The sequence below is a fragment of the Rothia mucilaginosa genome (assembly GCF_964211445.1).
GTDB lineage: Bacteria > Actinomycetota > Actinomycetes > Actinomycetales > Micrococcaceae > Rothia > Rothia mucilaginosa_E.
The window spans coordinates 13,357-26,215 of the sequence record NZ_CAXOQT010000012.1; the positions used below are offsets into that span (position 1 = coordinate 13,357).

General features: G+C 58.1%; 14 protein-coding genes. 1 reads left to right on the plus strand and 13 read right to left on the minus strand.

What is annotated here, in order from left to right:
- Nucleotides 1–27: 27 nt before the first annotated feature.
- The 10 genes from efeB to infC all read right to left on the minus strand — a co-directional run bounded on the left by efeB (nucleotide 28) and on the right by infC (nucleotide 9,194).
- Nucleotides 28–1,362, minus strand: coding sequence for an iron uptake transporter deferrochelatase/peroxidase subunit (efeB, locus tag AB8E48_RS04290; RefSeq protein ID WP_368885877.1), 1,335 nt, complete (start codon nucleotides 1,360–1,362; stop codon nucleotides 28–30).
- Between the two features lie 166 nt (nucleotides 1,363–1,528).
- Nucleotides 1,529–2,746 (minus strand): iron uptake system protein EfeO, encoded by a 1,218-nt coding sequence (gene efeO, locus AB8E48_RS04295; protein WP_368885878.1) that lies wholly within the window; start codon nucleotides 2,744–2,746, stop codon nucleotides 1,529–1,531.
- A 148-nt stretch (nucleotides 2,747–2,894) separates the two neighbouring features.
- The gene (gene efeU, locus AB8E48_RS04300) at nucleotides 2,895–3,764 is read right to left on the minus strand and encodes an iron uptake transporter permease EfeU (RefSeq protein WP_368885879.1); all 870 of its coding nucleotides are present in this window, start codon (nucleotides 3,762–3,764) and stop codon (nucleotides 2,895–2,897) included.
- A gap of 378 nt (nucleotides 3,765–4,142) precedes the next feature.
- Nucleotides 4,143–4,625, minus strand: a complete 483-nt coding sequence (locus tag AB8E48_RS04305) for a (deoxy)nucleoside triphosphate pyrophosphohydrolase (protein ID WP_368885880.1) — start codon at nucleotides 4,623–4,625, stop codon at nucleotides 4,143–4,145.
- A gap of 16 nt (nucleotides 4,626–4,641) precedes the next feature.
- Nucleotides 4,642–5,457, minus strand: a complete 816-nt coding sequence (locus tag AB8E48_RS04310) for a DUF421 domain-containing protein (protein WP_368885881.1) — start codon at nucleotides 5,455–5,457, stop codon at nucleotides 4,642–4,644.
- An 18-nt stretch (nucleotides 5,458–5,475) separates the two neighbouring features.
- Nucleotides 5,476–6,396: a cation diffusion facilitator family transporter gene (locus tag AB8E48_RS04315; protein WP_005507873.1), complete on the minus strand. Its 921-nt coding sequence runs from the start codon at nucleotides 6,394–6,396 to the stop codon at nucleotides 5,476–5,478.
- Between the two features lie 91 nt (nucleotides 6,397–6,487).
- Nucleotides 6,488–7,489, minus strand: coding sequence for a TrmH family RNA methyltransferase (locus AB8E48_RS04320; RefSeq protein ID WP_005507128.1), 1,002 nt, complete (start codon nucleotides 7,487–7,489; stop codon nucleotides 6,488–6,490).
- A gap of 116 nt (nucleotides 7,490–7,605) precedes the next feature.
- Entirely contained in the window at nucleotides 7,606–7,986 is a 381-nt protein-coding gene (rplT, locus tag AB8E48_RS04325; RefSeq protein WP_005507127.1) for a 50S ribosomal protein L20, read from the minus strand.
- A gap of 114 nt (nucleotides 7,987–8,100) precedes the next feature.
- Nucleotides 8,101–8,295, minus strand: a complete 195-nt coding sequence (gene rpmI / locus AB8E48_RS04330) for a 50S ribosomal protein L35 (protein ID WP_004006287.1) — start codon at nucleotides 8,293–8,295, stop codon at nucleotides 8,101–8,103.
- A gap of 197 nt (nucleotides 8,296–8,492) precedes the next feature.
- Nucleotides 8,493–9,194 carry a translation initiation factor IF-3 gene (gene infC, locus AB8E48_RS04335; RefSeq protein WP_005507875.1) on the minus strand — a complete coding sequence of 234 codons (702 nt, stop codon included), beginning with the start codon at nucleotides 9,192–9,194 and terminating at the stop codon, nucleotides 8,493–8,495.
- 293 nt (nucleotides 9,195–9,487) lie between these two features.
- On the opposite strand from infC, the gene AB8E48_RS04340 reads away from it, so the two are divergent.
- Complete coding sequence (locus AB8E48_RS04340; protein WP_070594146.1) at nucleotides 9,488–9,910, plus strand: DUF1844 domain-containing protein; 423 nt, start codon at nucleotides 9,488–9,490, stop codon at nucleotides 9,908–9,910.
- Nucleotides 9,911–10,054: 144 nt separating this feature from the next.
- Here AB8E48_RS04340 and AB8E48_RS04345 read toward each other — a convergent pair whose 3' ends face one another.
- From AB8E48_RS04345 to AB8E48_RS04355, 3 genes are all read right to left on the minus strand, one after another.
- Nucleotides 10,055–10,840 (minus strand): HisA/HisF-related TIM barrel protein, encoded by a 786-nt coding sequence (locus AB8E48_RS04345; RefSeq protein WP_368885882.1) that lies wholly within the window; start codon nucleotides 10,838–10,840, stop codon nucleotides 10,055–10,057.
- The gene (locus AB8E48_RS04350; protein ID WP_368885883.1) at nucleotides 10,840–11,583 is read right to left on the minus strand and encodes an imidazole glycerol phosphate synthase; all 744 of its coding nucleotides are present in this window, start codon (nucleotides 11,581–11,583) and stop codon (nucleotides 10,840–10,842) included. The genes AB8E48_RS04345 and AB8E48_RS04350 overlap by 1 nt, the downstream gene beginning before the upstream one ends.
- Before the next feature lie 132 nt (nucleotides 11,584–11,715).
- Nucleotides 11,716–12,363, minus strand: coding sequence for a LysM peptidoglycan-binding domain-containing protein (locus AB8E48_RS04355; RefSeq protein WP_368885884.1), 648 nt, complete (start codon nucleotides 12,361–12,363; stop codon nucleotides 11,716–11,718).
- Nucleotides 12,364–12,859 lie beyond the last annotated feature (496 nt).

Consider the following 12,859-nt stretch of genomic DNA (forward strand, 5'->3'; position numbering starts at 1 on the left):
AAATGCACAGGCTCGCAGGCTAAAACGCTAGCTAAAAAGACCTGAGCAAATGTAGTCGTTCTCGTCCTTCACACCCGGCGGCACCGCAAACAGCGCGCTACCGGTATGACGCAGATACTCGCTCAAAGCATCCGAAGAAGTCATCGTGCTCAGCATCGGGATGAAATGCGTACGCGGATCACACACATACGCGATGAAGAACAGCCCAGCGTCCAGGCGGCCCAGTTCATCGGCACCGTCCGTGTAGTTGAAACCGCGACGCAACATCTGCACGCCCTGATTCTGATCCGGGTGCATCAGACGCATGTGCGAATCAGCCGGAATCAGAGGACCCGAGCGGCCCTTCTCCGAAAAATTAGGAGCCGAGAACTCATCGCCACCCGACAAAGGCGCACCGGTCACCTTCGTACGACCCACAATCTCCTCCTGCTCACGCAGACGGGTGCGGTCCCACGTCTCAATATTCATGCGGATACGACGAGCAGCCAGATAGCTACCGCCCTCCATCCACGCCGGACTATTCGCCGAATTCTCAGAGGAAGTCCACACGTGCTTCTTCAGCAGGTTCGGGCTCTCCACCTTCAGGTTATTCGTACCGTCCTTGAACCCGAACAGGTTACGTGCCGTCACCTGGCTCGTCGAGGTCGAAGAGGTACGACCGAAACCCTGCTGGTTCCACGCAACCACGGCACGACCGCCAGCAATACGAATCAGGTTACGAATCGCGTGGAACGCCACCTGTGGGTCATCCGCACACGCCTGAATGCAGATATCACCGTTGCTACGCTTCTCCTCCAGCGCATCACCGGTCATATGAGGGATGCGGACCAGCGCCTCCGGGAGCTTAGAGGCAAAGCCAAAGCGGTCCTTACCCTCATCGTCAACGAAGAAGCTACGGCCCAGACCAAAGGTGAGGGTCAGATTCGCGGCGGACAGGTCCATCGCCTCGCCGGTGTCCTTAGGAGGCGCCTCATAGGAGCGGTCCTCTCCCACCAGCTCGCCCACCTGCAGCTTCGCAGCAGCGGCACTCCATTCCTTGAACAGGGACTGGATTTCGTCACGGTCGGTAGTCTTCAGGTTCAGCGCCGCAAAATACATGCGGTCCTGAACCTCAGTAGAAATGCCGCTCTGATGCTCACCGTAGAACGAGTGGGAATCCTTCGCGGCAGTCGAGGAAGCGCTCGCAGAAGCCTGCGCACTGGAATTGGAGGAGCATCCGGCGAGCGCGCCGAGAGCTCCCAGGGCGCCAGCACCAGCCAGGGCGGCACCGAGCGCACCGCGTCGGGAGGTGCCAGCAGGCTTAGCCGCGGGCGCTGCTTCAGGGGCTACTTCAGGGGTGTGGTGGTTGGAATCGGTAGGCATTGGAAGGCCTTTCGTATGGTGTGTGAATGATGAAGAACGAGGGGCACGCTGCTGTGCCCCGCAGGCGGGATGAGCCTGTGCCGGGCAGGGACGCAGATAAACCACAATCCCCACCCGGCATGTCCGCGAACATCAAATACCGCGGCAGGTGAGCGTCGGCCAGATACTACTTAGTACCCGCGCCGGTCACAACCTCAGTCATCTTCGAAATCGGCTCAGAGAGCGCCTGCACAGCGTCGGAGAGCTCACGCACCTGCTCCTTGGTCAGTTCATCGTACATAGCGAAGCCGTCGCCCTTCTTGTACTTGTTGAGCAGCTTCTGAACGACGTCGAGCTTCTTCGCGATGTCCTCAGCCAGCTTCGGGTCCTTCTGCTTCAGAATCGGCAGAACGTCCTCATACGCCACGCGAGCACCATCAATGTTGCCCTGGAAGTCCGAGAGGTCAGTGTGCGACCAGATCTCTTCCTCACCGCTGATCTTGGTGTTTACCACCTCGTCGAGCAGCTCCTTAGCGCCGTTAGAAATCTGGAATGCCTCAAGCTTGAACTCGGAGGAGTGGACCTCATCGTAGAGCTTCTGGGTGTCCTCAACGAGCTTCTTCGCCAGCTCTGCACGTTCCTGAGCGGTCAGCGGAGTGTACTCCTTGCCGCCGTTCTTCTCAGCGGTAGGCTGCCACAGGTCCTTCTCAATCTTGTGCCAGCCGGTCCATTCCTTGCCCTCTTCCACGTCTGCTTCACGTGCATCCAGGGAGGGGTCCAGGTCACCGAAGGACTCAGCGACCGGCTCGATGCGTTCGTAGTGCAGGCGCGCGGAGGAGTACAGCGCCTTCGCCTCTTCCACCTTGCCGGCGGTGTAGAGCTCAGCGAACTGCTCGGTCTTGGTCTTCAGCGCCTCCACCTGATCCTTGACGTAGGAGGTGTACTGGGTGACTGCGGTGTCGCGCAGCGCCTGCTCATCGGCAGAGATAGTTGCCGCGTTCTCATTCTTGGTCACGGTGAAATCGCCGCGGATACCGTCGCCAACCATGCCGGGCTTGCATGCGGTCTTGTAGCTACCTTCGCTCAGTTCCACGGTCAGGTCGCGGCTGAGGTTCGGGCCAATGTTCTCCACCTCAGAAACGATACGCAGGCCGTCTGCACCGAGCACGTAGAACTCGTTGACCTTGGTGCCTTCGTTCTTGACCTTGAAGGTGACCTTGCCAGCCTTCACGGTAGTCGCCGACAGCTTGCAGGCATCGTCGCTAGCGCTGACGTTAATAACGCCGTCGGAGGATGCGGCGCCCGAAGCGGAGGACGCCACGTTCTGGTTATTGGGGGTGCAGCCGGTCAAGGCGAGCGCGCCGACCGAAAGCAGTGCACCGGCGGAGGCGAGAGTCTTACGCATAGGTTCTCCTTATGTAGAGGTCCCGTGAAGGGTGAATGTATGAATAGTTAGGGTTCGCGGCCAATCGTTGCCGCAAAAATCTAGGGGGCTGGTTCTCCCGTGAAGGCAGAACGCAACCGGGTTTAGCAGCCGGGTTTAGCAACCTGGTTTAGGCGGCAGCCTTTTCGGTTTCCGGCTTCTTAGCCGCCGCCTTCAGACCCGGGCGCTGGGCACGGATGAATAGCGGCATCACAATGCCCACGTACAGAATCCAGGCGCCCGCCTCAAGCCAGGTAGTGGTCGAGGACAGGTTGAACACAGCCTTGAGCAGGGTGCCCACAAAACCGCTCGGATCGATGTAACGGTAGGACTCGAACGCGGTGCTGTTCAGGCCCGGCAGAATGCCTGCCTCCTGCAGGTCATGGATACCGTAGGACAGCACGCCGGCGGCAACGATGATCAGGAACGCGCCGGTAATGGTGAAGAAGCGCGAGAGGTTAATGCGCATCATGCCGCGCATCATGCCCCACGCCAGCACAATGGCGATAGCGATACCGACCAGTGCACCGAGCATCGGGGTTGCGTTCGCCTCCTGACCTGCGGTGCGGGTTGCCGACCAGATGAACAGGGTGGTCTCAAGACCCTCACGGCCCACGGAAAGCGCAGCGAGCAGGATGACCGCCCAAGCGCTGGTCTGCGCTGCATCCAGCTTGTCCTTCAGCTCGGCGGAGAGCATGCGGGCGTTTTCAGCCATCCAGAAAATCATCCAGGTGACGAAACCGACCGAGATAATGGACAGGGAGCCGCCGATGGCTTCCTGCGCTTCGAAGGTGAGGGTTTCGGGGCCGAAGGTCAGCAGCGCGCCGAATCCGAGGGAGAGCAGGACCGCTACGCCGACACCGGTCCACATGGGCGCCAGCAGGTGGGTACGCTGGGTTTTGCGGATGTATGCGAGGAGGATACCTACGACCAGTGCCGCTTCAAGGCCTTCGCGCAGACCAATCAAAAAGTTTCCGAGGAAGGCTCCCCAAAAGTTCATCTCAGTATCACCAATTAGTTAGTTTTCTCTTACCTAATAAACATACGGCGCTCAGGGCAGGATTTCATCCCGAGATAAGAGGGTTGGAGGGGCCAAAGCTCGCCAAAGCTTTACGATGCAGGTTCTTAGGCACGCTCTGTCTCCATAACTTTACGTCTTATGAATATTCGACCTACCATAAGCACTGGTCAGAACCATATGACGCATATGACCCCCTCAAAATATGAATAAAGGCGGGACTCCCCACAGGGAATCCCGCCTTCAAACAGTGTCACAAAAGATAGAGAAAATTTATCCTGTTACCGCCGCGAATGTGTCACACAACGGCGAATTAGCCTCGCAACGAACTAGCGCAGAGCATTAGGTCATACCTTGGGTCTACGCCTCACCAGTGCCAGTGTCCTGCAGCTGCTGCAGAAGAGCCACAACAATCGGCAAATCCGCCGGAATCCACGGCAAACCCAGCAAATCATCGTACGCCTGTGCGTCATCCTTAGACTTCGGCAGCGGCATCCACCGCAGCGCGCTGTGATCTTCCAAAGTATCCGGAGTACCCGAAAGAATCTCCGCAAAGAACACGCGCATCGCCAGACGCTCGCTCAGACGCCAACCCTGCGGGTACGCGCCGGGCACCTCAGCGCCCAAACGCGCCTGCACCCCCAGCTCCTCTTTCAGCTCACGCACCAGCGCCTGCTCGAAGCTCTCCCCCGGCTCGACCTTACCGCCCGGGAACTCCCACATACCGGCAACAGTCTGCGGCTCAGAACGCTGAGCCACCAGCATACGGGTCGGAGCCACCAAAGAATCGACCACGGCGGCGCCAACCACCTGAACCTCAAACGAGGGCGACACTTCACTCATCTTTCTCTACCTTCTTCTACGCTTTAGAATCCTTCAGCGGATGCGCATCCTCAGCAGCGTGCTCCGCTACTTCCTTCTCGGCATCCTCAGTATCCTCAGGCTCAGGAGCTTCCTCCACGCCTTCCTGCCACTCTTCTTCCTCATCATTCATATTCGAGGCTTCTGCCACCTCACGGCGAATATTAGTGCCGTCATTCAGCAGAATCAGAAGGCGGTTACCGTTCTTGAACTCCATGAGGAAGACATCCTCAAGCTCGACCTCAGCGGCACGCAACTGTAGGTACACCCAATCCTCGGTCTTGTGCGCATCCGCGATATCGCGAGTGATCAAGCTACCCTTCACAATCAGAGCAAAGTTCGGCACACCGTCACCCTTACGGATCACGCTCAGCGCACCGTTCGGTTCAATCTGAGCGAACTCAATGTCTTCCAGGTCGTAAATACCCTGCGCACGAAGGTCAGCAATCAGGCGCATCGGATCAAGAACCACATCTGCCTGCTGGAAGCTCTTAATATCGATATCACCATCCGTAATGACCGGCACGCGCTGCTCACGCACCGCCATATGCAGAAAACGAATCTTCGTGGTCGCCACGTTCAGCAGCTGAATCATGCACAGCGTAAACACCATGTAGATGACAAAGTAGAACAGGCTAATCTGCTCGCTGTACAACACGCCACCGAACACACCACCGATGACAAAGTTACCGATGGTATCAATCGGGGTCTGGTGCCCCGCCTGAGAACGGTGAGTCAGACGCAGGTACACCAAAAGAATGATCAGGCCAACGAAAATCTTTAGCAAACGATAAACGATCATCTCAACGGTCATAACAAAAATCTCCTAGAACTAAGCCCGGAAAATATCCGGCTCCAAATAAATGATGCGTGCCGCAGGAACAGCCTCGCGAATACGAACCTCAGCCGCGTCAATCTCATCAGCTACCGCACGACCGGTGTCAGCATCATGAATACGAATCTTTGCCGCCACCAGAATCTCCTCAGGACCCAAGTGCACGGTCTTAATGTGGATAATGCGCTCGCTATCGCCATCCTCAATCGCCGCACGAATCTTCGCCAAATCCTCCGGAGAAGCAGCCTCACCCAAAATCAGGGACTTCATCTCCACCGCAAGGAACACAGCAATAAAGACCAGCAGCACACCAATAGCCAGGGTACCGAACGCATCCCACAGACCATTACCGGTCAACAGAGTCAGACCCACACCAAAGAGCGCAAAAATCAGACCCAGCAGCGCACCCGCATCCTCCAGCAGAAGCACCGGAAGCTCCGGGTTCTTCGAAGTACGCAAGAAACGCATCCAGCTCTGCTTGCCCTTCAGATCACGCGACTCCTTCACCGCCACGCGGAACGAATTACCCTCCAGCAGAATCGAACCCACCAGAACAGCCACCGGAACCCACTGCCACTCAGTAATACCGTGCGGGTCATGCAGCTTCTCATAACCCTCATACAGAGCGAACAAGCCACCCAGGGCAAAGATAATAATCGAAACAATAAACGCGTAAATATAGCGGTTACGGCCATAACCAAACGGGTGCTCCTCATCAGCCTGCTTCTGCGAAGCGCGACCGCCCAAAAGAAGCAGAAGCTGATTACCCGAGTCAGCCACCGAGTGAATAGCCTCCGCCAACATCGACGAAGAACGAGTCAGCGCAAAAGCCAAAAACTTCAGCACCGCAATACCCAGGTTCGCACCCAGCGCGGCAATAATCGCGCCCGAACCCGAATGACCAGAAGGAGCAGACATAATTTCCCTTTCTCAGCCCTAAACTAAAACTCTAAAACCTATGAGGCTAAGGCGGCCCACCGCTGTACCACAGCCGTGAACCGCCCAAAGCCTAGCGAGAAACGCCGCGCTGAGCCATCGCCGAAGCATACAGGCACACAGCAGCAGCCGTACCCACATTCAAAGACTCAGCCGAACCATAGACAGGAACAGCCACGCGCATAGTGGCGGCCGCCTTCTCTTCAGCGTTCAAGCCCTGCGCTTCATTCCCGAAAAGCCACATGGTCGGCTTAGAAAGATCAAAATTACCCTTCACACCGGACGGGGCACTCGCCTCCACACCGGCACGACGAGCCGCCGTGTACTCACTCAGCTCCTGCAGATTCACCGCACCATAACCGTCAGCAGCCAGCACAGCAGTACCCTGAGACTTCACATCCTCCGCGAAATCCTCCAGCTGCACGCCCTGAATAATCGGCACATGGAACAGCGAACCCGCGGTAGAACGCACCGTCTTCGGGTTATACAAATCCACCGAACCCTTAGTCGTAATCACCAGGTCAGCACCGGCCGCATCGGCCACACGAAGAATGGTGCCCGCATTACCCGGATCCTGCACACGAGACAGCACAGCAATCAGCTTCGGGTTCAACGCGCCCTCACCCCACAGCAGCGAGAACGACGCATCCACCATAAAGGAAACCGCAATAATACCCTGCGGGCTCACCGAATCAGCCATCGCCTCCAGCACTTCATCGGTCACCACACGCATAAAGACGCGGCGGCCCTCCTCCGGGGTGGGAGTGCCGTACACCTGCTCCAGCAGCTCAGCAATATCCTCATGACGGTCAAAAGCCGCCTCCGTAACGTAGACAGCATCCAGAATCGGCTTCTTCAGATGCGCCTTCAACGCCTCACGCACAGCCTGCGGGCCTTCCACCAGGAACTGGCCCTTCTTCGTGCGGGCAGCGCGGGTACGCAGCTTCGCAATATCGCGGACACGATCTGCCTGCGGATTGGACATCACAACGGGGGTACTAATACGTTCAAAAAAGTTCACTCTTAAAGGGTACAGGCAAAGGCACACCCAAAAACACGGAACAGCCACAAGCACAACCCCAGATACGCAGAAAGCGGCCGCCCACACTCAAAGTGCAGACGGCCGCTCACGACGCTTAAGCATCCTACCCCGAACCTAGATTCTCGAGGTAAGAACACAACCTAGGCTAATTAAGCCTTGGGAGCCGAGGTGTCCTCGGGCAGGTTGTTCTTAGCAATCTCAACCAGTGCGTTGAAGGCAGCGGGCTCGTTAACAGCCAGCTCAGCCAGCATACGGCGGTCGACCTCAACACCAGCAGCCTTCAGGCCCTGGATGAAGCGGTTGTAGGTCAGGCCCTGTGCGCGGGAAGCAGCGTTGATACGCTGAATCCACAGGCGACGGAAGTCACCCTTCTTCTTACGACGGTGGTCGTAGCTGTAAACCAGCGAGTGAGTGACCTGCTCCTTAGCCTTACGGTACAGGCGAGAACGCTGACCGCGGTAGCCGGATGCACGATCGAGAATAGTACGGCGCTTCTTGTGCGCGTTAACCGCGCGCTTCACACGTGCCACGTGTGTCTCCTTCGTCTTATGTCCTGAACAGCTCACATATCACGCTGAACAGGAGCGAGTCTTTAATCAGTGCGCACCACTATCGGTGCGCCAGGTGCAGAGAGTAAGCGTTGCTTACTTACCCAGCATCTTCTTGACAACCTTTGCCTGGCCGCCGGTAACGATCTGGTCAGAAGCCAGACGACGGGTCAGACGAGAGGACTTGTGCTCCAGGTAGTGGCGACGGTTCGCCTGCTGGCGCTTAACCTTGCCGCTACCGGTGAGCTTGAAGCGCTTCTTAGCACCAGAGTGGGTCTTCTGCTTCGGCATAGCTGCCGTTCTCCTTACATTCATCCCCCGCCACAACGGCGGGGTAGCTTAGTGGGGTTGAGCGATACACGCATCAGCCCCAAGGACCAAAGGTGAGGCACCCCCAACGAGGTGCCTCGGAACCGGCACCGGGTGAACCCGCAACACCCACCCAACGGTGGAGGCGCGTGCCCATCCTAAAGTGACGACCCGGTTCCCTACTCGGCGGAAGCCTGTGCCTTCAACTCGGCAGGCATAGCGTCTGCCAGAGAATTAGTTACGGGCTTCGCCTTGGTCGTGTCAATACGCTCGCGACCCTTGCGACCGCCGGCGCCCTGCTCACGGCGAGCCTCTGCCTTACCGCGAAGCGGAGCCAGAACCATCACCATGTTGCGGCCATCCTGACGGGGGCGAGACTCAACGGTGCTCACCTCAGCCAGTTCAGCCGCCAGACGCTCCAGCAGACGCACACCCATCTCGGGGCGCTGCTGCTCACGACCACGGAACTGAATCATTGCCTTGACCTTGTCACCACCGGAAAGGAAACGACGAGCGTGTCCAACCTTGGTTTCGTAGTCGTGGGTATCAATCTTCAGGCGGAAACGGATCTCCTTCAGAACGGCATTAGCCTGCTTCTTGCGGGATTCACGAGCCTTGATTGCGGCTTCGTACTTGTACTTACCGTAATCCATGAGCTTGCACACGGGCGGCTTCGCGTTCGGGGCAACCTCGACCAGGTCGAGTTCGGCGTCCTCAGCCAGACGCAGAGCGTCCTTCAGAGGGACAACGCCTACCTGCTCGCCACCGGGACCGACAAGACGGACCTCGGGAACGCGGATACGATCGTTAATGCGTGGTTCGCTAATGACTAGCTCCTGTGCTCTGTGGGTTTCCCCGTGAATACTATCCGTTGCGGGCACTAAAAAAGCCCCCGCAGTTACACAAGCGGAGGCACAAACCAGCGTACGCCGAAAGCGGCGGACGAACCCGTTCACCTCAAAACTCGCAAACAAACGCCTGCGGCGGTCAACCGGGTGGGAGGCATGCTCCACTTGCAAACTGTCTACAACCATACCGCAGAACCCCCTACAGGCGCAAGGAATTAGACGCAAAACACCATAAAAATTGCGGTCCTGACCGCGGAAAGTCCACGGAGGCGCCCACTCTTAAGGACGCATTTACCGAAACAAACGAAATGTGAGATTCTAGGACTATGAGCACTGAAAACACGAGTTTCCGCTTCACCGCGGAAGAAGAAACCCCCGTACACGGTCACACCGAACTCACCGAAGAGCAGGTCGAAGCCGTCAATGAGCAGCTGCGCGACATCGCAGACGTACCCGCCATCGAAATCATCAGCTCCGCAGCCATCCACATGATGAGCGCCGCAGCCGTCAAGTGCGGCCTCGCAGCCGAAGAAAACGCCGACGACCTCAAGGACCTCGACGAAGCACGCAAGCTCATCACCGCATTGGCAGGCCTCGTCACCGCCGCAGCACCCGAAATCGGCTCCCAGCACGCAGCACCCCTGCGCGACGGCCTGCGCACCCTGCAGCTCGCATTCCGCGAAGCATCCCCCTTCCCGGACGAGCCCGGCAAGGGCCCCGGCGAAAAGCTCACCGGCCCGGTCTACTAAACCGTACCCGGTCCATTCACAGCGAAGCCCCGTCTCCCTCACACTGAGGAAGATGGGGCTTCGTTACGTATAAAGTCTGTGCGGACCTGTACGGATAAGAAATCTACGCAGGCTAGATATGCGGGCTAGAGCGAGCCGGTAGCTTTAGCGGGAGCCAGCGACCTCAAGAGCCTGCTCAAAACTAAAGTTCCCCACATACAGTGCCTTACCAAGCACCACGCCCTCCAAGCCATAAGGCACCATGGAACGCAGCTTCTCAAGATCAGCCAGCGACGCCACACCACCGGACGCCACCACCCGGCAGGCAGTCTGAGCCAACACCTCATCCAGTAGCTCCGCACCGGGACCCGCCAGCGAACCGTCCTTGCTTACATCCGTGACGATATAGCGGCGCACGCCCGCGCCCTCCAGCCAAGCCAGCGCCTCCGCCAGGTCAGGGCCCGACCAGTCGGTGCCGCGAGCCACCGTCACCCAGCCCCGCTCGGGGTTGTAGCGGGCGTCGAGCCCCAGGGCAAGAAGATCAGAATCCGCGTAACGAGCCAGGGTGTCTTCAAGCCAGGAAGAATCCGCCAAAGCCGCACTGGTCACGTTCACGCGATCCGGGTTCAGGCTCAGGGCGCGCTCCAGGCTCTCAGCATTACGAACGCCGCCGCTGACCTGGATACGAACCGGAGCGGAGCCCGTTCGGGCATTCTCGGCACGGACGGCGGCAACCACCTCAGCCAAAACCTCAGTATTCGTGCCGCGGCCAAACGCCAAATCAAGGTCAACCAGGTGAATCCAGCGGGCACCAGCCTTCACCCAGGTCAGAGCCGCCTCCACCGGGTCGAGGCGCTGCTCACCACCGGACAGGGTGCCACCCACCGGGCGCACCGCATAGCCTTCAGAAATATCAACAGCGGGCAGAAGTTCAAGAACGGGCGCAGACATTAGTTACCTCCCGCAACAGTAGCGGAATCATCAGAAGACAGGCGACCGGTCACCGCCAGGGATGCAACCCAGCGGCGCATAAATTCCGCTCCCAGCTCACCGGAGCCCACCGGGCAGAACTGCACCGCCGTCAGCGGGCCGTTCTCCACCGCCGCAATATAGGCGGGTTCAGTTGCCGTCCAAGTCACCGCGGGAGGGGCAATATATTCAATGCTCTGGTCAAAAGCCCACTCAAAAACGCCGTGCTCAGACTTGAAGTGAGCCTCGCCCTCAAGGTCCTTGAGCAGCGCGCTATCGGCAGACGGACTCAGAGCGGAAGCTCCGGGCGCCAGGTCGCGAGTAGAAAGCTCCACACCCTCACCGGGCCACTCCCCCATGCACTGCACCTGAACCTGACCCATCTGCGGATGCTCCACCGTAATAGAGTCAAAGAGGCAGCTCAACGCTGCACCGGCAACCAGCACCGGACGACCGCCGGCAACACGGCGACCAATCACGCGCTCGGCATCCTTAGCTTTCAGGTCTTCGTATGCCTCAAGAGAGCTCGCGCCGCCCGTAACCACCATGCCATCCGCCTCACGTAGCTGATCGGGCACGGTAGTGACGATAACGTCCGCCCCCGCATCCTGAAGAAGCTTTACCAGGGCGCCACGAGTTCCGGGTTCGCCCAAAACGGCAACCACAGGACGAGCGCTCTGCACAGTTTCAGCTTCGACGGCTCTGGATTCAACGGGAATAGGCATCGGTGCGCTCCTATTTCATAGGCTCAGAATTCATATAGTTCAGGCACTACAGCTTGAGCCAGATAGCGGGTTCAGAATCTGCAGACTCAGCTCTGCTACCCCAGGAGCGGGTACGAGCCGCAGCTCTGGGCTTTAGCGCTGAGTCTGAGGAATCTCCAGACGCTGACCGGCATCAACAGAGGTGCTGGTCAACGAGTTCAACTCCATAATACGAACCACAGTATCACGGGTATCACCCTGCGGATTGACCTCTCGAGCAATATCCCACAGGGTCTCGCCGTGCTTGACCACGACGACGGTTCGGGCCATCGAAGCATTCTCCACGGAAGCAGAAGCCGCCGGACCGAAGAAGCTAATAGCGCCGAGCACAATCAGCGCCGCCAGAGTCAGCAGGGGCAGACCCTTCAAGAAACCGCGCGGAGTGCCAAGACGACGAATCGAAGCGGGAACCGCGCGCAAAAGCTCGCCGCCCTTAGCCAGAAGAGCACTCTTCACGCTAGGCGCCTGCGCGGCAGAAGCAGCCTGCGCCTCAGAAACTACAGGGCGAACCGGTGCGGACTTCTGAGCAGAAACAGCGGGGGCAGATACGGTGGGAGCGTGGGTAGGCTGAGCCACCTGCGCGGGACGGGGCGCATGAGCCGCTCGAGAAGAACGCACAGACTGAGGAGAAGAAGGCACACGCGTGTGACGCTGGGTAGTGCGGGCGGGGTGAAGTACCACCAAACCTGCCGGAAGGTGTGCAGAAGTGCCGCGAGAAGCAATAGGTGCTGCAGTAGTCATTGTGGTTCCTTTCTCTCAGCTCGCCCCGGGGTTACCCCGCGGGTCTAGCAATGCCGAGCGATACCCGCTCGGAGGTCCTAGTTGAGTGATAACTATGGAGTGGTGATTGTTAGGCAATAACTATTGGGTAGCTAGTCCCTAGTAGTTAGGTCAGAGCGTCGGATGCACCGGGTCGATTTAGGCACCCCAGTTTTGGGCACCCCATCCCCTGCGCTCTCTCTTCGCCAGATGCTTTCTAGAGCATCCGGGGTAGATCATGCGAAGAGAGAGGCAGAGGATTCGAATACATTCGAACACTCATTCACTCTCCTCTCCCGAAGGACTCGGGGCGGAATCTTCGAATATTCTTCGAACATTCACCCGTAAATCCTGTATTTCAGGAGAGATTCAAGAGTATATACGAACTCTTGTTCTAAAGTCTAGCAGAGATGTACTAAAAATTTCTTCGAGTTTCGAAGAAAAAATCTAGAATATTTGTTTGAGTTTTTCGGTGTAG